The 19,610-nt window shown below is 68.2% G+C and carries 20 protein-coding genes and 1 tRNA gene; 8 read left to right on the top strand and 13 right to left on the bottom strand.

The window, feature by feature from the left end; translation table 11 throughout:
• Positions 1-30 precede the first annotated feature (30 nt).
• From G6N09_RS07280 to G6N09_RS19660, 3 genes are read left to right on the top strand one after another with little or no spacing between them, the layout of a single operon-like run.
• Positions 31-771, top strand: coding sequence for an Rv3717 family N-acetylmuramoyl-L-alanine amidase (locus G6N09_RS07280; RefSeq protein WP_083025401.1), 741 nt, complete (start codon positions 31-33; stop codon positions 769-771).
• A gap of 2 nt (positions 772-773) precedes the next feature.
• Positions 774-2,237, top strand: coding sequence for a neutral zinc metallopeptidase (locus tag G6N09_RS07285; protein WP_083025399.1), 1,464 nt, complete (start codon positions 774-776; stop codon positions 2,235-2,237).
• Between the two features lie 13 nt (positions 2,238-2,250).
• Positions 2,251-2,889: a DUF4333 domain-containing protein gene (locus G6N09_RS19660; protein ID WP_197745911.1), complete on the top strand. Its 639-nt coding sequence runs from the start codon at positions 2,251-2,253 to the stop codon at positions 2,887-2,889.
• A gap of 75 nt (positions 2,890-2,964) precedes the next feature.
• On the opposite strand, the gene G6N09_RS07295 is transcribed toward G6N09_RS19660, so the two are convergent.
• The 3 genes from G6N09_RS07295 to G6N09_RS07305 form a co-directional block, all read right to left on the bottom strand.
• Positions 2,965-3,055 (bottom strand) — tRNA-Ser (locus tag G6N09_RS07295).
• Positions 3,056-3,084: 29 nt separating this feature from the next.
• Positions 3,085-3,552 carry a nucleoside deaminase gene (locus G6N09_RS07300; RefSeq protein ID WP_083025396.1) on the bottom strand — a complete coding sequence of 156 codons (468 nt, stop codon included), beginning with the start codon at positions 3,550-3,552 and terminating at the stop codon, positions 3,085-3,087.
• Positions 3,549-4,070 carry a tRNA adenosine deaminase-associated protein gene (locus tag G6N09_RS07305; RefSeq protein WP_083025394.1) on the bottom strand — a complete coding sequence of 174 codons (522 nt, stop codon included), beginning with the start codon at positions 4,068-4,070 and terminating at the stop codon, positions 3,549-3,551. Before G6N09_RS07305 ends, G6N09_RS07300 begins: the two co-directional genes overlap by 4 nt.
• A gap of 84 nt (positions 4,071-4,154) precedes the next feature.
• On the opposite strand from G6N09_RS07305, the gene G6N09_RS07310 reads away from it, so the two are divergent.
• The gene (locus G6N09_RS07310; protein WP_234806997.1) at positions 4,155-5,096 is read left to right on the top strand and encodes a prephenate dehydrogenase; all 942 of its coding nucleotides are present in this window, start codon (positions 4,155-4,157) and stop codon (positions 5,094-5,096) included.
• Here the strand turns inward: G6N09_RS07310 and G6N09_RS07315 are convergent.
• A complete protein-coding gene (locus G6N09_RS07315; protein ID WP_275985193.1) occupies positions 5,062-5,592 on the bottom strand; it encodes a putative glycolipid-binding domain-containing protein in 531 nt (176 codons plus the stop codon). The genes G6N09_RS07310 and G6N09_RS07315 overlap by 35 nt on opposite strands.
• Positions 5,593-5,761: 169 nt before the next feature.
• Between G6N09_RS07315 and G6N09_RS07320 the strand changes: the two genes are divergently transcribed.
• Positions 5,762-6,094 carry a LapA family protein gene (locus G6N09_RS07320; RefSeq protein WP_083025385.1) on the top strand — a complete coding sequence of 111 codons (333 nt, stop codon included), beginning with the start codon at positions 5,762-5,764 and terminating at the stop codon, positions 6,092-6,094.
• 1 nt (position 6,095) lies between these two features.
• Here G6N09_RS07320 and G6N09_RS07325 read toward each other — a convergent pair whose 3' ends face one another.
• The 9 genes from G6N09_RS07325 to G6N09_RS07365 all read right to left on the bottom strand — a co-directional run bounded on the left by G6N09_RS07325 (position 6,096) and on the right by G6N09_RS07365 (position 16,717).
• Positions 6,096-6,707 carry a histidine phosphatase family protein gene (locus G6N09_RS07325; protein ID WP_083025383.1) on the bottom strand — a complete coding sequence of 204 codons (612 nt, stop codon included), beginning with the start codon at positions 6,705-6,707 and terminating at the stop codon, positions 6,096-6,098.
• Between the two features lie 33 nt (positions 6,708-6,740).
• Positions 6,741-8,615, bottom strand: coding sequence for an alkyl/aryl-sulfatase (locus tag G6N09_RS07330; RefSeq protein ID WP_083025381.1), 1,875 nt, complete (start codon positions 8,613-8,615; stop codon positions 6,741-6,743).
• A gap of 74 nt (positions 8,616-8,689) precedes the next feature.
• Positions 8,690-8,875, bottom strand: coding sequence for a hypothetical protein (locus tag G6N09_RS07335; RefSeq protein WP_083025379.1), 186 nt, complete (start codon positions 8,873-8,875; stop codon positions 8,690-8,692).
• A gap of 45 nt (positions 8,876-8,920) precedes the next feature.
• Complete coding sequence (locus tag G6N09_RS07340; protein ID WP_083025593.1) at positions 8,921-10,837, bottom strand: ArnT family glycosyltransferase; 1,917 nt, start codon at positions 10,835-10,837, stop codon at positions 8,921-8,923.
• Between the two features lie 5 nt (positions 10,838-10,842).
• Positions 10,843-12,096 carry a bifunctional glycosyltransferase family 2/GtrA family protein gene (locus tag G6N09_RS07345; RefSeq protein WP_083025376.1) on the bottom strand — a complete coding sequence of 418 codons (1,254 nt, stop codon included), beginning with the start codon at positions 12,094-12,096 and terminating at the stop codon, positions 10,843-10,845.
• A gap of 44 nt (positions 12,097-12,140) precedes the next feature.
• A complete protein-coding gene (locus tag G6N09_RS07350; RefSeq protein WP_234806992.1) occupies positions 12,141-13,979 on the bottom strand; it encodes an ArnT family glycosyltransferase in 1,839 nt (612 codons plus the stop codon).
• Between the two features lie 44 nt (positions 13,980-14,023).
• Positions 14,024-15,559: a sensor histidine kinase gene (locus G6N09_RS07355; protein WP_083025372.1), complete on the bottom strand. Its 1,536-nt coding sequence runs from the start codon at positions 15,557-15,559 to the stop codon at positions 14,024-14,026.
• A complete protein-coding gene (locus G6N09_RS07360) occupies positions 15,537-16,241 on the bottom strand; it encodes a response regulator transcription factor (RefSeq protein ID WP_170309976.1) in 705 nt (234 codons plus the stop codon). Before G6N09_RS07360 ends, G6N09_RS07355 begins: the two co-directional genes overlap by 23 nt.
• A 269-nt stretch (positions 16,242-16,510) precedes the next feature.
• The gene (locus G6N09_RS07365; RefSeq protein ID WP_163752700.1) at positions 16,511-16,717 is read right to left on the bottom strand and encodes a hypothetical protein; all 207 of its coding nucleotides are present in this window, start codon (positions 16,715-16,717) and stop codon (positions 16,511-16,513) included.
• A 168-nt stretch (positions 16,718-16,885) separates the two neighbouring features.
• On the opposite strand from G6N09_RS07365, the gene G6N09_RS07370 reads away from it, so the two are divergent.
• The 3 genes from G6N09_RS07370 to G6N09_RS07380 all read left to right on the top strand — a co-directional run bounded on the left by G6N09_RS07370 (position 16,886) and on the right by G6N09_RS07380 (position 19,563).
• The gene (locus tag G6N09_RS07370) at positions 16,886-17,230 is read left to right on the top strand and encodes a nuclear transport factor 2 family protein (protein ID WP_083025368.1); all 345 of its coding nucleotides are present in this window, start codon (positions 16,886-16,888) and stop codon (positions 17,228-17,230) included.
• Positions 17,231-17,323: 93 nt separating this feature from the next.
• Positions 17,324-18,322, top strand: a complete 999-nt coding sequence (locus G6N09_RS07375; protein WP_083025591.1) for a phosphotransferase family protein — start codon at positions 17,324-17,326, stop codon at positions 18,320-18,322.
• Positions 18,319-19,563 (top strand): amidohydrolase, encoded by a 1,245-nt coding sequence (locus G6N09_RS07380; RefSeq protein WP_083025366.1) that lies wholly within the window; start codon positions 18,319-18,321, stop codon positions 19,561-19,563. The genes G6N09_RS07375 and G6N09_RS07380 overlap by 4 nt, the downstream gene beginning before the upstream one ends.
• Positions 19,564-19,610: the final 47 nt, after the last annotated feature.

Here is a 19,610-nt window from a genome sequence, read left to right on the forward strand (position 1 = left end):
GACCCCGTGACCGCTTGCTACTCTTGCCCGGTGCGTCGCCGGACCGTGAGTGGTGTCGTCTCGGCCGCGTTCCTCCTGGCGGCCGGGGCCGTGCTGCCCGCAGCCGCCGCAGATCCTGGCGGCCCAGCCGTGGCCGGCAAAACCGTCTTTCTGGATCCGGGCCACAGCGGCGCCAACGATGCCTCGATCGGCCGGCAAGTGCCCAACGGCCGGGGCGGCACCAAGCCCTGCCAGACCAGTGGCACCGCCGCCGACGACGGCTACCCCGAACACGCCCTGACCTGGGACGTGACCAACCGGGTTCGGGCCGCGCTCGATCAGTTGGGCGTACACACCGAACTCTCCCGCGGCGACGACACCTCGGTGGGCCCATGTATCGACGCGCGAGCAGCGGCGGCCAACGCCACACACCCGGACGCGATCGTGTCCATCCACGCCGACGGCGCACCGGCCTCAGGCCGCGGCTTCCACGTCAACTACTCCAGCCCGGCACTCAACGATGCCCAGGCCGGCCCGGCGCTGGCGCTGGCGGGTGACATCCGGGACTCGCTGGTGGCCGCGGGTATTCCCCCATCGAGTTATCTCGGCGCGGACGGACTGTACGGCCGGGCGGATCTGGCCGGGTTGAACCTGGCTGAGTATCCGGCTGTGCTGGTCGAGCTGGGCAACATGCGCAACCCGCAGGACGCGACACTTCTCGAGAGCACCGACGGGCGAGCGCAGTACGCCGCGGCCGTCGCCAACGGGATCGTTGCGTACCTGAGCAGGTGACGATGCCGCGATACCGATTCCATCGCACCGCCAGAACACTTTTCGGGGTAGCCGCCGTGATCCTGGCACTGTCGGGCTGCGCGCAGCCCACCGCGCCCACCGTGGTCGCGGGTAACCCGAAATCCATGCTGTATGACCCCGGGCGGGTCGGCGGATTGCCCACCACCGAGGGCCCCAGCGGCCCCCGCGGTGACGTCGGCCCCGTCACCGCCCGCGTGCGGGGCAGCGACGGTGGTGAGGTCGATCGGCTCTCCCTGCTGGCGATCGACGACATCGAGGACTTCTGGACGCAGCACTACGACCAGGCATTGCGTGGACGTTTCCAGCCCGTCTCGACGCTGATGTCCTATGACTCCACCGATCCCGACGGCCCGGCGGTGTGCGGCGGCGACGTCTACCACCTGCCCAACGCCATGTACTGCCGCCGGCTGGACACCATGGCCTGGGATCGGGCCAAATTCCTGCCCACCGCGCGAAAGTATTTCGGCGACATGGCGATCAACGGGACGCTGGCCCACGAATACGGGCATGCGCTGCAGAACATGGCCGGTACCGTCAACCCGCTGACACGCACCCTGGTCCGCGAACAGCAGGCGGACTGTTTCGCCGGCGTGTATCTGCAGTGGGTCGCCGCCGGGAGTTCGCCGCGGGTGCAGGTGAGCACCGGCGATGGCCTCAACCACGTGCTGGCCGGCCTGATCGTGATCCGCGATCCGGTGTCGACGCCGGACAATCCGGTGTCGGTCTCCGACGAGCACGGCACGGCACTGGACCGGGTCAGCGCTTTCCAGACCGGCTTCGACGGCGGCGCGGAGATGTGCAGCGAGATCACCACAGACGAGATCGCCAAACGTCGGGGCAACCTGCCGAACGCGCTGTTCGATTCGGAGACCCCGCAAAGCGATCTCACGATCGACGACGCGGTGCTGGCAACCCTGATGGAACAGCTGGATCAGATCTTCGGTCTGACGCGCCCACCGGAGCTGTCTACGTCGGGCAAATGTCCCAGCGGCCACCAGCCCGACCCGGTGGCCTACTGCCCCGAGTCCAACCTCATCGTCGTCGACCTGCCTGCGCTGCAGGAGATGAGCGCGCCGACGGACCAGTCGACGCTGGGCCTGCCCCAGGGCGACAACACCGGGTTGTCCGCGGTGACGTCGCGGTATGCGCTTGCCGTGCAGCGGGAACGCGAGGTCGATCTGGAATCCGCGGTCGCGGCGCTGCGCACCGCCTGCCTGACCGGAGTGGCGCAACGCCGGATGGCCGAGCCCATGACGTTGTCGTCCGGGCCGGGTCTGACCCTGGCCGGCGGCGATCTGGACGAAGCGGTCACCGGGCTGCTGATGAACGGAATCGTCGCCAGTGACGCCAACGACGACACCGTGCCCGCGGGTTTCACCCGCATCCTGGCGTTTCGCTCCGGGTTGCTCGGCGACGCCGACGGTTGCCTGAAACGGTTCGGGTGAGGGGCCAGGTGCCATGAGCCATCCCGAAGATCCGCGTAGGCCGCCGGAGCGCCGGACCCACCCGATACCGCGGCCGCCGCAGCAGCCGTCCCGGCCGCGAGGCCCGCTACCGCCGCAGGCGCGGCGCCCCCGGCCACCCGAGCAGCCCTGGTACCTCGAGGCGCACCGGCCCCCGGCACCGCCGCCGCAGGCTCCCCCGCCACCGCGGGTACACCGGCCCACAGCGCCGAGTCCGCGGCCTGCGGCGCCGCGGGAACGCCCGCAGCCGAATGCCGTCGCCGAGCGCCCTCCACAACCCACGGCTACCCGATCTCGACCGAGCCGGGCGCTGCTGATCGCCACGGCCATCGCCGGTCTGCTCGCCCTTGCCGTGCTGTTGACGTTGCTGCTGCGCGGCGCCGTGAGCAGTTCTGGCCCCGTCGAGCTGGACGTGTTGCGAGCCCAGGACGGGGTGCGCCAGGTACTCACCGACCCGATTGACGGCTACGGACGCGAGGGCGTGACGAATGTCCGCTGCAACAACGGAGTCAACCCGACGGTGCGCAACGGCACCAGCTTCATCTGCTCGGTCACCGTGGACGGAGCGCAACGCCAGGTACGGGTGGAATTCACCGACGACGCCGGGACCTATGCGGTGGACCGGCCGCGCTGATCAGCGGGCCGATGGATCAGATGTCGCGAGGTGGCGATCACCCCGGCAGAAGCCGGGGTGATCGACAACCTCACGTGGCGGTGGCGGAGGGATTTGAACCCTCGGTGGGGGGTTACCCCACACACGCTTTCGAGGCGTGCTCCTTAGGCCGCTCGGACACGCCACCGCGGGACAGCGTACCCAACGAAGTGCCCCTCAGCCCAATCGCTGTCGGGCGAAGAACTCTTCCAGCGGCGCAGCGCACTCGGCGGCCAGCACTCCGCCGCGCACCTGCGGGCGGTGATTGAGGCGCCGATCCCGCACCACGTCCCACAGCGAGCCGACCGCGCCGGTCTTGGGTTCATAAGCGCCGAACACCAGACGGTCCACCCGCGCGGCCACCAGGGCGCCGGCGCACATGGTGCACGGCTCCAGGGTGACGGCCAGCGTCGCGCCGGTCAGTCGCCAACCGTCGCCCAGGACGGCCGCCGCGGCGCGGATCGCCAAGACTTCGGCATGGGCGGTGGGGTCGCCCAGGGCTTCGCGGGCGTTGGCCGCCTGCGCCAACACGGTGCCGTCCGGAGCCACGATCACCGCGCCCACGGGCACGTCACGGGGCCCCGCCTGCCCGGCAGCCACCAGCGCCGCGCGGATCAGGTCCTCATCGGCGGGCGCGCCGGTCACCGCCCGCGTTGCGGCAGCGCCGCGGTGAGCTGCTCGTCGAAGCCCATCTCGTCGGCGATCCGGTGCAGTTGCTCTTCGACGCTCAGGTCGGACTCGTCCAGGATGACGCTGAGCACCGCGGCGGGCAGCCCGATGTCGGACAACACCCCCAGGTCGCCCTCCTCGAACGGTTCGGCGTCTTCCAGGTCGTCAGCGTCGATGTCGGCGTCGATCTCCTCCAGCACCTCGTCGGCAAGGTCGTAGTCCAGCGCGGCCGTGGCGTCTGAGAGCAGCAGGCGGGTGCCGGCCGGGCCTGGTCGGATGATCACGAAGAACTCGTCATCGACGTCGATCAGCCCGAAAACGGCCCCGGCACTGCGCAACTCACGAAGCTCCGTCTCTGCTGTGGAAAGACTGGTGAGCGCTGCGGCGCGCATCGACGTGCAACGCCACTTGCCGTCTTCGCGCACAACAGCCACTCCGAAACCGTCCAGCGTGTCCGCTGGCCGGCCCTGTGCGGACGAGCTCTGTGCTCCCATGGGCGCCTACGGTAGTCGCCGTCTACGCCCTTTACCAGCGTGTGCCAACCTGGACAGGTGACGGCAAGCACAGTGAAAGCACCGGTGTGTGTATTGGGGCTGGGCCTGATCGGCGGCTCGGTGCTGCGTGCGGCAGCAGCGGCAGGCCGGGAGGCCTTCGGCTACAACAGGTCCGCCGACGGGGTCAACGCCGCGGTTGCCGACGGTTTCGATGCCACCACCGAGCTGGAAACGGCCCTGTCCCGCGCAGCGCAGACCGGCGCCCTGATCGTGATCGCCGTCCCGGTGCCGGCGCTGCCGATGCTGCTCGCCCCCATCGGCCGGCTGGCACCCGAATGCCCGCTGACCGACGTCACCAGCGTCAAGGGCGCGGTGCTTGAGGCGATCACCACCGCCGGACTACAGGCCCGCTTCGTCGGCGGCCACCCGATGGCCGGTACCGCACATTCCGGCTGGCCGGCCGGGCACGCCGAGCTGTTCCAGGGTGCGCCGTGGGTGATCAGTGTCGACGACCACGTCGATCCGCAGGTGTTTTCGACCGTGCTTCAGCTGATCCTGGACTGCGGTTCGGTGGCGGTTCCGGCCCGCTCCGAGGAGCACGACGCCGCCGCAGCCGCCATTTCGCATCTGCCGCACCTGCTGGCCGAGGCGCTGGCCGTGACCGCCGCCGACGTCCCGCTGGCGTTCGCGCTGGCGGCAGGATCCTTCCGGGACGGCACCCGGGTCGCCGGGACTGCCCCGGACCTGGTCCGGGCGATGTGCGAGGCCAACTGGCAGCGACTGCTGCCGGCGCTGGATCGCGCCATCGCGCTGCTGGCCGACGCACGCGACTCGCTGTCGGCCTCGGACTCGGTGGCCGAGTTGGTCAATCATGGGCACGCGGCACGCACGCGCTATGACAACTTTCCGCGCAGCGAGATCGTCACGGTCGTCGTGGGCGCCGACGATTGGCGCCGGGAACTGGCCGCCGCCGGCCGAGCCGGCGGGGTGATCAGATCCGCGTTGCCAACCCGGGATAGTCGATGACGAAACCGTCGGCGTCGACGGTGACGATGGTGCCACTCGCATCGGTGCCCGGCGTGATCACCTTGATGCCGTCACCGGTCCCCACGCTGCTGTAGCTGGCCGTTGCCGCCACCACCGTCATGTCGGGCAGGTTCAGGTACAGCGTGGGCAGGGTGATCGCGGCGGCCCGATCTTGCAACCGGGCGCGGCGGATCGGCAGGGTGTTGAAGAACGGGCTGAACAGCATGTCGATATCCAGCGCGCCGTCGTAGGCTGCGCGCGACTGCCCTCGGGCGTCGGTCACCAGCCACATGTTCTCTTCGTCGCGGGCGATCACCAGCTGACGTTCGCGTTCGGCCAGCGAGACGGTCAGGCCCAGCCGTTTGGTGGCGCCGGACTCATCGGTGTGCAGGTCGTAATAGACGCCGAACGCCGGGTGCTCGGCGGTGGCCCCGGACACGATCCGGCCGTTGGCCCTGATGCGGTTTCCGGACAACTGCACCCGCACCGACTCCATGCGGGGGGCGTCGGGCGCCCGCCAGGTCAGAATCGCCGGCCACGGGTTGGACGGGGCTGAGCTCACCAGCCCACCGTAGGCGACCCGCCGCCGGCCCGCAGTAGGGCCCCCGATGCACAAACTCACGAGAACCCGTTTATTTCCGCGTCTCAGGCGGCAAGATGTCCCCATGAGCAGCGATCCGAGCGTGCCACTCGACCCAGCGCAGGGCGACATCAGCACACCGCCGCCTCCCCCGGCGGGCATGCCGTTGACCCGTGCCGGCGCGCTGTGGACGGCGCTGATCGCCGGCTTCCTGGTTCTGATCGTGCTGTTGGTGTTCGTCACCCAGAACACCGCTCCGGTGGACTTGGCGTTCTTGGCCTGGACGTGGAGCCTGCCCACGGGAGTGGCGATCCTGCTCGCGGCCATCTGCGGCGGGTTGTTGACCGCCTTGGTCGGCACCGCGCGGATCTTCCAGCTGCGGCGCGCCGCCAAGAAGAGCCTCGCGGCTCAGCGGTAGATCAGAACCGGGCCTGATTGCGCGGGAGCAGGTCCCAGACATGCTCGGTGCCGTTGGTCGCTGCCACTGCGGCCTGGCCGGAGCGGGAGTACAGCAGCCGGGTGATCGACACGTAGTCGATCGGAAACGACAGCAGCCGCTGCGTACCCAGGATCTGGTGCAGCACCACGTTGATGACCCCGCCGTGGCTGAACACCGCGACCGTGTCGTCGGGATCGGCCTGAGCCGCCACATCGGCGAGGGCTTCGGAGACCCGGGCACAGAACGCGGCTTCGTCGACGCCACTGGGCAGGTGGCCCTGGGCCATCCGGGCCCAGTCCTGCGGCCGCTCAGCACGCAGCTGCTCGACCGGCAGATACCCAGCCAGCTCCCGGTCGTATTCGGCGAACCGCTCATCGATGTCGACGCTGCGACCGAGGTGGGCGGCGAGCGGCTCGGCGGTCTGGATGGCCCGACGCTGCGGGCTGCTGACCAGCCGGGTGATCGGGAACCGCGCCAACGCGTCCGGCAGGCGCTGCGCCTGGGCGATGCCGGTTTCGGACAGTTCAGGGTCTGAGCCCTGGCCGTACTCGCTGCGCAGCGGAAGCGCGTGGCGGATCAACAGCAACTGCACGCTGCCACCCTAGAGGGCCAGCGCGGACCGTCGTCACGGGGTGACGATGTTGAAGTTCGGGTCGGGAAGGTCGAGAACGCCCAACAGCCGTGGCAGTGCGGACTGGTCACCTGAGATCTGCAGGCCGGCCGACTGCAGGTCCCCCAGCGCCGCGGCCAGCAGCCGCATCTTGGTGCTCACCGACACCGTGGCATCGGCAGCGCCGTCACCGCCCACCAGGCGGCGCTGCACCAGTACACCGTTGCGCAGCGTCAGCCGGTAGTCGCTGTCGTCGGCGATCACCACGTCCAGGGTGAGGTCGAGCTCCCATGCCCGTGGCCCGTTGATGCGGACTGCCAGGGCGTCGAATATCTGTTCCACCGCGAGCTGGCTGAGCATCGATGTCGAAGTGGTGTTCACCGCCGTACCCAGCACACCGCCGCGCAGTTCGGCGGCTCCGGTGAGGAAGAAGTTGCGCCAGGTCGCGTTCTCCGCACCGTAGCCGAGTTGTTCGAGGGTGTCCGCATAGAGTCTTCGGGCGTCAGCATGTTCGGCGTCGGTGAACATCACGTGGTCGAGCAGTGTTGCCGCCCAACGGAAATCACCACTATCGAACGCCTGCTTGGCCAGGTCCACCACACGGTCTGCGCCACCCATCGCGGCCACGTAGCGGGGGCCGGCCGCCTCGGGCGGGTGTGGCCAGAGCCGGGCCGGGTTGCCGTCGAACCAGCCCAGATAGCGCTGGTAGATCGCTTTGACGTTGTGGCTGACCGACCCGTAGTAGCCACGCGCATGCCAAGCTCGCTCGAGGGCGGGGGGCAGGCGGAAGTCTTCGGCGATCTCGATGCCGGTGTAGCCCTGATTGAGCAGGCGCAACGTCTGATCGTGCAGGTAGGCATACAGATCGCGCTGCAGCGAAAGATATTCCGTGATTCGCTCGCCACCCCACGTTGGCCAGTGATGCGACGCGAACACGACGTCAGCGCGCCCGGCAAAGGTGTCGATGGCCTCGGTCAGATAGTTGGCCCAGGCGTGCGGGTCTCGCACCACCGCTCCGCGCAGGGTCACCAGATTGTGCAGGTTGTGGGTGGCGTTTTCGGCCATGCACAGCGCCCGGAACTGCGTGAAGTAGAAATGCATCTCGGCGGGCGCCTCGGTGCCGGGCGCCATCTGGAATTCGATCTGCACGCCGTCGACGGTGTGCGTCTGGCCGGTGTCGGTGATCGTCACGGTCGGGACGATGATGCTGACCTCTCCCGTCGACAGGTCCTGCCCCAGGCCGCAGCCCACCTGTCCGAGCGGGCCGCGAGGCAACAGGCTGCCGTACATGTAGCCGGCCCGGCGGCCCATCGCGGTTCCCGCGTAGACGTTTTCGGCGACCGCGTGCTCAACCAGTCCTTCCGGTGCGATCACCGCAACCAAGCCGGCATCGACGTCGGCTTGGGAGGTGACGCCCAGAACGCCGCCGAAATGGTCGGCGTGACTGTGGGTGTAGATGACGGCGCGAACGGCGCGGTTCCCGCGGTGTTGCCGGTAGAGCGCCAGCGCTGCGGCGGCGACCTCGGTGGAGATCAGCGGATCTATGACGATGACCCCGGAGTCGCCTTCGACGAAGGTGATGTTGGAGATGTCGAAGCCCCGCACCTGGTAGATGCCGTCGACCACCTCATAGAGCCCTTGCTTGACGGTCAGCTGGGACTGGCGCCACAGCGACGGGTGCACCGACGTGGGCGCGTCAGCGGCGAGGAAGTCGTAACTGTCGTTGTTCCAGACCACCCGCCCATCGGCGGCGGTGATGACGCAGGGTTTCAGCGCGGCGATGAATCCGCGGTCGGCGTCGGCGAAATCTGTTGTGTCGCCGAAAGGAAGCTTTTTACGGTGTTCGGCGTGGGCGGCCGCGATCGGGGCGCTGACCGGCTGGTTTTCCATGACCTACAGCTTGCCACCGATCCGGTGCCGCGGCGCGGTTTGCCGCCTCAGCGGCGGTGCCTGGCACGCATGGATCACTGCCCCGGCGAACCGTCGGGCACGGCCGGCGGATCTTCGGGAGCGAGCCGTTCGGGCACTTCTGCTGGCGCCAGCCGTTCCGGCGGGTCGTCGGGAACCAGACGCTCAGGTGTCTCCTCGGGGACACGGCTGTACCGCGGCGCTGCCGGCCGGCCCGGCTCTGGGGGCATGTCGGGATTCATCCGCCTCGCCTACCCCTGAGTCGGCGGGCATAAACCCCCGCCCGCTCAGGGAGCGACGTCATAGACGGTGACGTCACCCACCTGCTCGGCGGTGAATGTTGTCTTCACCCACGCGGTGATCTGGTCCGCGACGCTGTCAACGGACCCGGAGCGACCAGCGGGCATGGCGGGGGCGGCCGGACCGCCTGGACCGCCGGGGCCGTGGCCTTCGATGAAGTACCGGATCTGGTGGTCGGCGACGTAACGCTGGAACTGTGCCAGGGTCGGAGAGCCGTCACCGCCACTGAACCCGCCGATCGCCATGACGGACTTAGTGGTGCGCAACTCCAAACTGCTCGCCAGATGCGAGCCGACAGTCGCTGCAGCCCAACGATTGTCGGTCCCAGAAAGCAAAGCGTCCAGCGCGGGGTTGTCGGCCGGCGTGAACGGACCGGGCGGGAGGCCAGGTGGTCTGTCGCCGTCTGGCCGGGCCGGACCCGAGGTCGGAATTGGGCCGCCGTGGTCAACCGAGATTGTTTCGAGTGTGTAGGCCGCGGTGCCACCCACCCCGATCAACAACCCGGCCGTCGCCGTGATCACGGCGACGCGACCCGTGCGATAACCACCGCAGGCCAGCGCCAGAGCCACCAGAACAGCGCCGACCAACAACAGCCAACGCAGCCACGGTATCCACTCAGGAGTGCGATCCAGTAGCACGAAACTCCACACTCCGGTGCCGGCCAGCATCGCTGCCAGCGCTGCGCGTGCTGCTCCAAACCGTCTGCGCCGCCACAATTCGCGTACCGCGATCGCGGTCACGGCGGCGACCGCCGGTGCCAATGCCACCGTGTAGTAGGGGTGGATGATCCCACGCATGAAACTGAACACTCCCGCTGTCACCAGCCCCCAGCCACCCCACAGCAGTAAGGCGGCCCGTGTCCGGTCGCTGCGGGGCGCCGACCGTGTCATCCACAGCCCAGCGATCAGCCCGACCAGCGCCGCCGGTAGCAGCCAGGAGATCTCGGTGCCCATTGATTCAGAGAACATCCGCGTGAAGCCGGCGTCACCACCGAACATCGGCGACCCGCCCGGGCCTCCTGGACCGCCTGGACCGGCGCCGGGCGGAGGCCCGACCGGATTGCCGTCCCCGCCGAGGACCCGGCCCACCCCGTTGTAGCCCAGGGCCAGCTGCAGCAGGCTGTTATCGGTGGATCCCCCGATATAGGGCCGAGAATCCTCGGGCCACAAGGCGACCAGCGCGATGAACCAGCTGGCTGAAATGGTCAGGGCCAACCCGCCGACGGCCACGGCCCGCAATCGCGCCCATACACCGCCCGGCACGGCCACCAGCACCACAAGTGCCAGGGCTGGGGCCACCAAGAACGCCTGTAGCAGCTTGGTCAAGAACGCCAACCCGAGCGCTGCACCGGATGCCGCCAGCCACAGGTTCGGGGATCCGTCCAATGCTCGCACCACGCAATACGCCGCGACTACCAACAGCAGGACCAGCAGCGCGTCGGGATTGTTGAAGCGAAACATCACCGCCGCCACGGGGGTCAACGCCAACGCCGCACCGGCAAGCAGCCCGGCGCCGGCACCGTTGGTACGGCGCACCGTCGCGCACAGCAGCGCCACCGAGGCGACACCCATCAACGCCTGCGGCACGAGCATCGACCAGGCATTGAATCCGAACAGCCGGCCCGAGAGTGCCATCACCCAGATCGCCGCGGGCGGCTTGTCGACGGTGATCGCGTTGCCGGGGTCCAGCGACCCGAACAGCAGCGCCTTCCAGTTCTGCGTGCCGGCCTGCACAGCGGCGGCATAGAACTCGTTGGCGTAGCCGGCCGAGCCGAGACCCCACAGGTACATCACGGCCGTCGCCGCCAACAGAGTCCACAGCGCGGGAAGCGACCATCGCGGCTGCGGCCTGGCACCCGTCACACCCGTTGACGCCGAAATCGCTTCCTTCGCAGTGGCTGTCATCGCCTTCACGCTCCCACCGTCACGGTAACCACCCCGGTCCGCCTCGGGTGAAACACCCAGCAGCGCAACAACACAAACCGAACCACGGTGGCCGCCAAGTTGGCCAGTACCAGTACTGCTAGCTCACCCGCTCGGGACGGATCGCTGACCGAGTGCAGCGCCCACAGCGAGCCGCTGGTCAGCGCCAGGCCGATAATGAACACCAACAGCCCCTGGAACTGGTGGCGGACCGCGTTCGCGCTGCCGCGCACCCCGAACGTGAACCTGCGGTTGGCCGCGGTATTGCCGACCGCGGTCACCAGCAGCGCAATCAGGTTGGCGACCTGGGCGCCCAGCGGACGCAACAGGACGAACAATGCCAGGTAGGCCAGGGTGCTGCAGATCCCGATGGTGGCAAAGTGCACGCTTTGGCTCAGCAGCGATCGGGGCGCCCCAGCCCGCGAGCCGAACTGTGCGCGGATCGCCTGCACCGGTATCTCACCACTGGCAAAACCCCGCAGCATCCTGGCGATTCCCTTCAGATCGGCAACTGCGGTGGCGACGATGTCGACCCGGCTGTCCGGATCGTCGACCCAATCCACCGGTACCTCATGGATCCGCAGCCCAGCGCGCTCGGCGAGCACCAGCAGCTCGGTGTCGAAGAACCAACCGGTGTCGGCTACGTGCGGCAACAGTGGCCCCGCGACGTCGGCGCGGATCGCCTTGAACCCGCACTGTGCGTCGGTAAACCGCGCCGCCAACGTCGAGCGCAGTATCAGGTTGTAGCAGCGGGATATCACCTCACGTTTGAGGCCTCGCACCACCCGTGACCCCCGGCCGAGGCGCGTCCCGATCGCCAGATCGGAATGCCCGGAGATCAGCGGCGCCACCAGCGGCGCCAATGCGGCCAGGTCGGTCGACAGGTCAACGTCCATGTAGGCCAGCACCGGGGCGTCGGACGCCGACCACACCGCATGCAGGGCGCGACCGCGGCCCTTCTGTTCCAGTCGGATCACCCGCACTTCGGCGAACTCCTCGGCGAGGGTTTCGGCGATCACCGGGGTAGCGTCCACGCTGGCGTTGTCGGCGATGGTGATTCGGAAGCTCAGCGGCAGCTCTTCGGCAAGGTAGCGGTGCAGGCGACGGATCGAATCGGCCAGGGCGGCCTGTTCGTTGTACACCGGCACCACCACGTCGAGCACCGGAACGCCGCGCGCGGCGGCGGCCAGCGCCGCATTGGGTCGGACGGCGAAGTCGGTATCGGCGGCGATTGTGCTCATGTCCTGAGCCTGGAGGACCGGGATGGGCCTCACATTGGTGGTTGCTATGTCCCCGCTATGAGCGATTGCGTCAGGTCGTAGACAGCCACTCCGTCAATGGTCTGCACCGGGAAGTTCGTTGCGACCCACGCCGCGATGCGATTGGCCTGGTCGCTGCCGCTCGGCGTTGTAGTCGTGCCCGGCCACATCATGGCGCCACCGACGAAATAATGGATTCGACGCTGCTCGACGTAGTGCCGGAACTGCGCGAGCGTTGGCGAGGGGTCGGTGCCGTTGTACCCGCCGACAGCCATCACCGGCGCCCCGGCGGCCAACTGGTATCCGGCCGCATTGTTCGACCCGACCGCAGCGGCGGTCCAGGTGTAGCGCCCAGCGTCGACGCGCAGCAGCGAGGTCAGCGTCGGACCAGGCTTGGGGGTGAAGAGCAGCGCGCCCGGTCCGCCGGGCAATAGCCCAGGCGGCGGCCCGGGCGGAAGGTTGCGGCTCGGCCCAGCCGACGGGATGGCACCGTCATGCGACGTGGCGATGGTCGCCAGGGTGTACGCCGCCGGGCCGGTGAGCGATACCGAGATGGCGGTGACTGCCACCATTCGCAGCACCACAGCCGTGAGCCGTCCGGCCGCGAGGAGCGCCCCCGCAACGGCCAGACCGGCGACCAGGACACCGACTCGCAGCCATGGCAGCCACGATGAATTCCGTTCGAGCAGAAGATAACTCCACACCGCGGTCACCGCGACCATGCCCCCGAGAGTGCCGGTCGCGCGGATGTCGTCACGGCGCCGCCACAACAGGCTGGTGCCGATCGCCAGGCCGCCGGCGATCGCCGGCGCCAGTGCCACGGTGTAATAGGAGTGCAGGATGCCGTTGGCGAAGCTGAACACCACACCGGTCACGACCAGCCACCCGCCCCACAGCAACAGTGCTCCGCGCACCGTGTCCGTGCGCGGTGCGCGGCGGGTGATCCACAACCCGGCGGCGATCGCAACCACCGCAGCGGGCAACAGCCAGCTGACCTGCCCACCCATGTCCGGCCCGAACAGGCGACCGGCGCCGACGTCGAAGTTGGTGTTGCCCAGCCCACCGGTCTCGTCGCCGGTCAAGCGGCCCAAGCCGTTGTAGCCCAAGGCGAGTTCGAGGATCGAATTGCCTTGCGAACCACCGATATAGGGACGTGACGATTTGGGCCAGAGCTCGACCAGCAGCAGATACCAACCGGCGCAGAACAGCATCGCCAGTGCCGCGCCCAGCAGAAGTCGTACCCGGGTTCGGCGCGGCGCCTCCGCGGCGTACAAGTACACCAGCGCAAACACCGGTAGCACCACAAATGCCTGCATCATTTTGGCCAGGAAAGCGAACCCAACCGCGACACCGGCCAACGGCAGCCACCAGGTGCCGCCGGCAGCCGCCAGTGCGCGCTGGACACAGTAGGCCGCCACCACCAGCAGGAGCACCAGCAGCGCGTCGGGATTGTTGTAACGGAACATCAACGCAGCCACGGGCGTCAACGCCAGCACCGCGCCGGCGAGCAGTCCGGCGGACACACCGGCGACCCGACTTACCGCTGCGTACAGTACGCCGACCGCAGCCACCCCTTCGAGCGCCTGCGGGACCAGCAGGCTCCATGAGTTAAGCCCGAAGAGCCACACCGAGGCGCTCATCACCCAGAGCGCTCCCGGCGCCTTGTCCACGGTGATCGAGTTGGCGGCGTCACTGGAACCAAAGAGGAAGGCGGTCGGATTCTGCGCACCGGCCTGGGCAGCGGCTGCGTAGAACCCGTTGGCCCATCCGTTGACCGACAGGTTCCACAGGTACAACAACGCGGTGCAGGCCAACAGCGTGATCACCGCGGCGCGGGGATACCACTGAGGCGCGGTGAACGTCACTCCTCGATGCTTGCCGCCAACTGTGGGCGGGTCCTCTGTGGAGGCTATGCGTCAACTGTGAACGGCAGCCGAACCGTGAATTCGGTTAATCCGGGCGCGCTTCGCACACCGATAGTGCCCCGGTGGGCCTTGACCACCGCCGACACGATGGCCAGCCCTAACCCGGTACTGCCTTCCTTACGAGACCGGGACGTGTCGCCTCGGGCGAACCGTTCGAACACTTCCGACTGCAACTGCTCCGGAATGCCAGGGCCGTCGTCGATCACCTTGAGCACCGCGTAGGGCCCGTCGGCAGTCAGCTTCGTCGACACCACGGTGCCCGGACCGGTGTGGATGCGGGCGTTGGCGAGCAGGTTGGTCAGCACCTGGTGCAAACGCGCCGCGTCACCGGGCACGGTCACCGGCACGTCGGGCAGATCAAGGCGCCATTCGTGGTCCGGGCCGGCGACATGGGCGTCGCTGACCGCGTCAACCGCGAGGTGCGACAGATCGACCGGCTCATGCTCCAGCGGCCGCCCGGAATCCAGCCGGGCCAACAGCAGCAGGTCCTCGACCAGTTGCGTCATCCGTTCGGTTTCGGACCGCACCCGGCTCAGAGCATGCGCGACCGCCTCGGCGTCCTCGGAGTCGCCGCCAGTTGCGGAAGACTGAACTCGTTGCGCCAGTTCGGTGTAACCGCGGATGGCGGTGAGCGGGGTACGCAGCTCGTGGCTGGCGTCAGCGACAAACTGCCGCACCCGGGTTTCGCTGGCCTGCCGCGTCGACAGCGCGGCAGCGATGTGGTCGAGCATCCGATTGACCGCCAGGCCGAGCCGGCCCACCTCGGTCGACGGGTTCGCATCTGGTTCAGGCACCCGTACCGGCAACGCCACTTCCCCGCGGTCCAACGGCAGGTCGACGACCACCCCGGCGGTCTGGGCCACACGTGCCAGCGGTGCCAATGCGCGGCGGATGACCACGATGGCCGCCGTCGTTGCTGCGGCCAACGCGATGAGCGCGACCACCCCGAAGATCATCAGCACCCGGATCATCGTGTCGTCGACATCGGCCATCGGCAGGCCGGTGACGATGATGTCACCGGTGGCATCGTACCGGGCGGGGGTGGCGACAAGCCGGTAGCGTCCGAGCCCGTCGAGGTCGCGAGTCACCGGCACGCGGTCGGCGGCCCGCGCTGCCAGCTGTTGCGCCGCGGCGTCGGTCAGCGCCGCCCGCGCTCCGTTCCCCGTCAGATGCCCGGCGTTGATCGTCGTGCCGTCGTGGACCACGGCCGCCACCATGCCGACCCGCTGGCCCGGAACGTCGAGAAAGTCCGGCCCCGGGCCAGGCCTTGGATACGGGTGCCGCTGACGCCACCACGCCGGCGGAGGCGGGGGTGCCGGTTCGCCGTAGAAGGCCGCTGAACGGTGAGCAGCCTTGTGCAGCTCTTGATCGAGCTGGCCCACCAGATACTGATGTAGCGCCACTTCGGTCACCACGCCGATGCCAATACACGCAACTGCCAACACGATGACCTGGCCGAGCAGCAATCTGGCCCGCAGTGACCATGGCCGCCGGAGGTCAGAGAGCCGGCTTGAGCACATAGCCGGCGCCGCGCAGGGTGTGGATCATCGGTTCTCGACCGCTGTCGATCTTCTTACGCAGGTAGGAGATGTAGAGCTCGACAATGTTCGCTTTGCCACCGAAGTCGTAGTCCCACACCCGATCCAGGATCTGCGCCTTGGACAGCACCTTCTTGGCGTTGATCATTAGGTAGCGCAGCAACTCGAATTCGGTGGAGGTCAACGTGATCGGGTCACCGCCTCGTGTCACCTCGTGGGAGTCCTCGTCAAGAACCAAGTCTCCCACCACGATCTGGGCCCCGGCATCGGCGGTGCTTACCCCGGTGCGGCGCAGCAACGCTCGCAGCCGCAGCACTACCTCTTCGATGCTGAACGGCTTGGTGACATAGTCGTCACCGCCGGCGGTCAGCCCGGCGATCCGATCCTCCAGCGCGTCCTTGGCCGTCAGGAACAGCACCGGCATCCGCGGGTTGATCTCACGCAGTCTGGGCAGTACGTCGAGTCCGCTCATGTCGGGGAGCATCACGTCGAGCACCACGACATCGGGGCGTTCGGTTTTCGCGGCAGCAATCGCCGAGGCCCCGTCGCCCGCGGTCGCGGTGCTCCAGCCCTCGTAGCGCAGCGCCATCGCCACCATCTCGGCCAAGACCGTTTCGTCGTCGACCACCAATACGGTGATGGGCTTGCCGTCGGCACGCTCCATCACGACACGGTCCACCGATCCTCGTGGCGCAGTCATCGCATTCCAGTATGTCGCCGGCGATGGGTGCTCGCTGTATAGACACTATGCGTGCGCTGTGGACCGGAACCCACCTAGTACCCACACCCAGGCATAGCGAATTCACAGTTCGGAGCTATCTGACGCCCATCCGGCCGCTCTAGCTTCGATTGGGACGGAACCTGATTCGTCAAGAGCGGAAAGGCATCCCAATAATTATGAATTCTGCGTATCTACGTCATCGGCTGCTGTGGTCAGCTGCGCTGAGCGGGGGCATCGCCCTGGCCGGCGTCGGGATTAGTGCAGCTGTCGCAGGCGCCGAACCGCCGCTCCCGCCCCCAGGTCACTGCCAACCATTCCAGCACTGCCCCGGCGGTCCGGGCGGCCCGCACACCGGCGGTCCCGGCGGTCCCGGCGGCCTGGGCGGCCCCGGCGGTCCCGGCGGCCCCGGCGGCCCGCACACCGGCGGTCCCGGCGGTCCCGGCGGTCCGGGCGGTCCCGGCGGCCTGGGCGGCCCCGGCGGTACGCGTCCCTAACCACGCCCATCGCGAGCCCTGGCCGATTCCCCCGCGACCGGGGCTCGCTTGCGGTGTAGCGCCCTCAGCGGCTCATCCCGATATGTTCATCCCATGGCACGCTCACCGCAGGAGATCTTCGACCACCACCTCAAGGCACTGCTCGCCGGCGACGTCGAGGAGTTGCTCGTCGACTACACCGACGAGTCAGAACTGATCACCGCCGCCGGCGTCGCTCGGGGACTGGCCGGCATCCGCGCCGCGTTCAGCCAGCTGTCCGCCGCGCTGGCCGACGCTGAATTCGCGATCAAGTCGCAGACCCACAGCGGTGACGTCCTGCTGTTGGAGTGGACGCTGGACGCAGCGGGTTTCGGCGTCGACGGGGTCGACACCTTCCTGTTCGGCGACGACTCGATCCGGGTCCAGACGATCTCCCAGCAGGCGCGTCCCAAGAACTGACCCGCCCGACGGCCAGGCCCGCCAATCACCGCAACCGACACGGGGTTCGCGGGTAGGTTTCCACCCGTGGACCTCGAAGCGGTGGCGCAGTGGATGTCCGACCAAGGCCTGGGAGAGGGCCCGCTGGATGACGTCACGGAGTTGGCCGGCGGAACACAGAACGTCATGCTGCGGTTCACTCGCGCCGACCGCAGTTACGTGCTGCGGCGCGGCCCGCAGCACCTGCGGCCGCGCAGCAACGCGGTGATGCTGCGGGAAACCCGGCTGCTGGCGGCGCTGGCCGGCACCGACGTGCCGCACCCGGGACTGATCGCGGTCTGCGACAACCCCGCCGTGCTCGGTGACGCGGTGTTCTATCTGATGGAGCCCGTCGACGGGTTCAACGCCAGCGGCGACCTACCCGCCCTGCATGCCAGTGATCCAACGGTGCGCCACGGGATGGGGCTGTCGATGGCCGATGCGCTGGCCAAGCTGGGCGCCGTGGACCACATCGCGGTAGGGCTGGCTGATTACGGCAAGCCCGACGGCTTCCTGGAACGTCAGGTACCGCGGTGGCTTGCCGAACTGGACTCCTATCGCCAGTTCGAGAACTATCCGGGACCCGATCTGCCGGGCCTGCACGACGTCGCCGACTGGCTGCAGCGCAACGTACCGGCATCCTGGAAGCCGGGAATCCTGCACGGCGACTACCACGCCGCCAATGTGATGTTCTCCCCCACCGGCCCCGAGTTGGCGGCCATCGTGGATTGGGAGATGTCGACCATCGGCGATCCACTGCTGGACCTGGGATGGTTGCTGGCCACGTGGCGTCAGGACGACGGATCCAGCGTGTTCAGCCACACCCTGACTGGCATGGATGGGCTGGCCTCCCCCGGCGAACTGGTGGCGCGTTACGCCGCAGGCAGCTCTCGCGATCTGTCCCACATCGGGTGGTACACGGTGATGGCCGGTTTCAAGCTGGCCATCGTGATCGAGGGCACGCTGGCTCGGGCTTCGGCAGGCATGGCGCAGCAGGAAGTCGGCGATCAGTTGCACGAAGCAGCCGTTTGGCTCTTCGAGCGGGCTCAGCTCTGGATGGACAGCGCGGCATGACCGGCCAGGCCGACCGTATCGACGAGATCGTCACCGCGGACGCTCGGCGCCTGGTCGACATCTTCAAGGACCTGCATCGCAACCCCGAGTTGGGGTTTGCCGAAGTACGCACCGCGCGGACGATCGCCCAAGCGCTCGGCAACCTCGGCATGACGGTGACCAGCGGGATCGGCGGTACCGGGGTGGTGGCGGTGCTGGCCAACGGGCCCGGCCCGGTGGTGATGTATCGCGCCGACATGGATGCGCTGCGCGTGCCCGAGGCCACCGGCCTGGACTACGCCAGCAGTAACCCGGCGCTGGGCCACATGTGCGGCCACGACGCGCATGTGACCTGGATGCTGGGGCTGGCCAAGGTGCTCACCGAGACCACCGATTCCTGGTCGGGCACCGCGGTGCTGATCGGCCAGCCCGCCGAGGAACTGATCACCGGCGCGAAGGCCATGGTCGACGCGGGCCTCTACGACGTGGCCCCCCGACCGGATGCATTCCTCGCCATGCACACCGCCCCGGTGCCGGTGGGTATGGTCGCCGCGGTCGGCGGCGAGCGGATGGCCGGCACCGACCAACTCGACATTGTGTTCCACGGCGTCGGCGGGCATGGCTCGATGCCACAACTGACCCGCGATCCGGTGCTCATGGCGGCGCAGGCCGTGATGCAGTTCCAAAGCATCGTCAGTCGCTCCGTCACCCCGGGTGAGATCGCGGTGCTGACGGTCGGTTCCCTGCAGGCCGGCAGCACCTACAACGTGATTCCGGACCGGGCACAGCTCCAGGTCAACCTGCGGTGGTTCAACCCCGAGGTGCGCGACACGCTGTTGACCGGGATTCGGGCGATCTGCGCGGGCATCGCGCGCAGCTTCGGCGTCGACGAGGACCAGCTGCCCGAGATCACCCTGGCCGGCGGTGCGACACCGCTGGTCAACGACACCGCGCTCACCGAGCGAGTGGCCACCGCACTCGGTGACCTGCTCGGGAAGGACAACGTCGTACGCCAGTTGCCCGCCCTCACCGGCTCGGAGGACTGTCACCTGCTCAAGGGGCCGCACCTCGACATGCCGTTGACGTATCTGCTCGTCGGAGTGGCCGACCCGCAGGTGTACGCACAGTCCGCTGAGCGCGGTCAATTGTTCCCCTATACCCCGCACGCTCCCGACTACGTGGTCGACCTTTCCGCCATCCCCCTAGGAACCAAGATTGCAGCCCGTGCAATGCTTGAGTTGCTGACTCCCGGTCGGTTTTAGCGCCATTTACACGCCGCAGAGTTTCTGAAGTACTTGTGCGGTCCACG

Source organism: Mycolicibacter minnesotensis (genome assembly GCF_010731755.1).
GTDB classification, from domain to species: Bacteria; Actinomycetota; Actinomycetes; order Mycobacteriales; family Mycobacteriaceae; genus Mycobacterium; species Mycobacterium minnesotense.

Excerpts from the sequence above, each read along its gene's own strand:
- G6N09_RS07340 (WP_083025593.1), bottom strand. The coding sequence starts at position 10,837 with ATGACAGCCACTGCGAAGGAAGCGATTTCGGCGTCAACGGGTGTGACG.
- G6N09_RS07335 (WP_083025379.1), bottom strand. The coding sequence starts at position 8,875 with ATGAATCCCGACATGCCCCCAGAGCCGGGCCGGCCGGCAGCGCCGCGG.
- G6N09_RS07355 (WP_083025372.1), bottom strand. The coding sequence starts at position 15,559 with ATGTGCTCAAGCCGGCTCTCTGACCTCCGGCGGCCATGGTCACTGCGG.
- G6N09_RS07345 (WP_083025376.1), bottom strand. The coding sequence starts at position 12,096 with ATGAGCACAATCGCCGCCGATACCGACTTCGCCGTCCGACCCAATGCG.
- G6N09_RS07305 (WP_083025394.1), bottom strand. The coding sequence starts at position 4,070 with ATGGGAGCACAGAGCTCGTCCGCACAGGGCCGGCCAGCGGACACGCTG.
- G6N09_RS07375 (WP_083025591.1), top strand. The coding sequence starts at position 17,324 with ATGTCCGACCAAGGCCTGGGAGAGGGCCCGCTGGATGACGTCACGGAG.
- G6N09_RS07285 (WP_083025399.1), top strand. The coding sequence starts at position 774 with ATGCCGCGATACCGATTCCATCGCACCGCCAGAACACTTTTCGGGGTA.
- G6N09_RS19660 (WP_197745911.1), top strand. The coding sequence starts at position 2,251 with ATGAGCCATCCCGAAGATCCGCGTAGGCCGCCGGAGCGCCGGACCCAC.
- G6N09_RS07315 (WP_275985193.1), bottom strand. The coding sequence starts at position 5,592 with ATGGAGTCGGTGCGGGTGCAGTTGTCCGGAAACCGCATCAGGGCCAAC.
- G6N09_RS07360 (WP_170309976.1), bottom strand. The coding sequence starts at position 16,241 with ATGGAGCGTGCCGACGGCAAGCCCATCACCGTATTGGTGGTCGACGAC.
- G6N09_RS07320 (WP_083025385.1), top strand. The coding sequence starts at position 5,762 with ATGAGCAGCGATCCGAGCGTGCCACTCGACCCAGCGCAGGGCGACATC.
- G6N09_RS07380 (WP_083025366.1), top strand. The coding sequence starts at position 18,319 with ATGACCGGCCAGGCCGACCGTATCGACGAGATCGTCACCGCGGACGCT.
- G6N09_RS07330 (WP_083025381.1), bottom strand. The coding sequence starts at position 8,615 with ATGGAAAACCAGCCGGTCAGCGCCCCGATCGCGGCCGCCCACGCCGAA.
- G6N09_RS07370 (WP_083025368.1), top strand. The coding sequence starts at position 16,886 with ATGGCACGCTCACCGCAGGAGATCTTCGACCACCACCTCAAGGCACTG.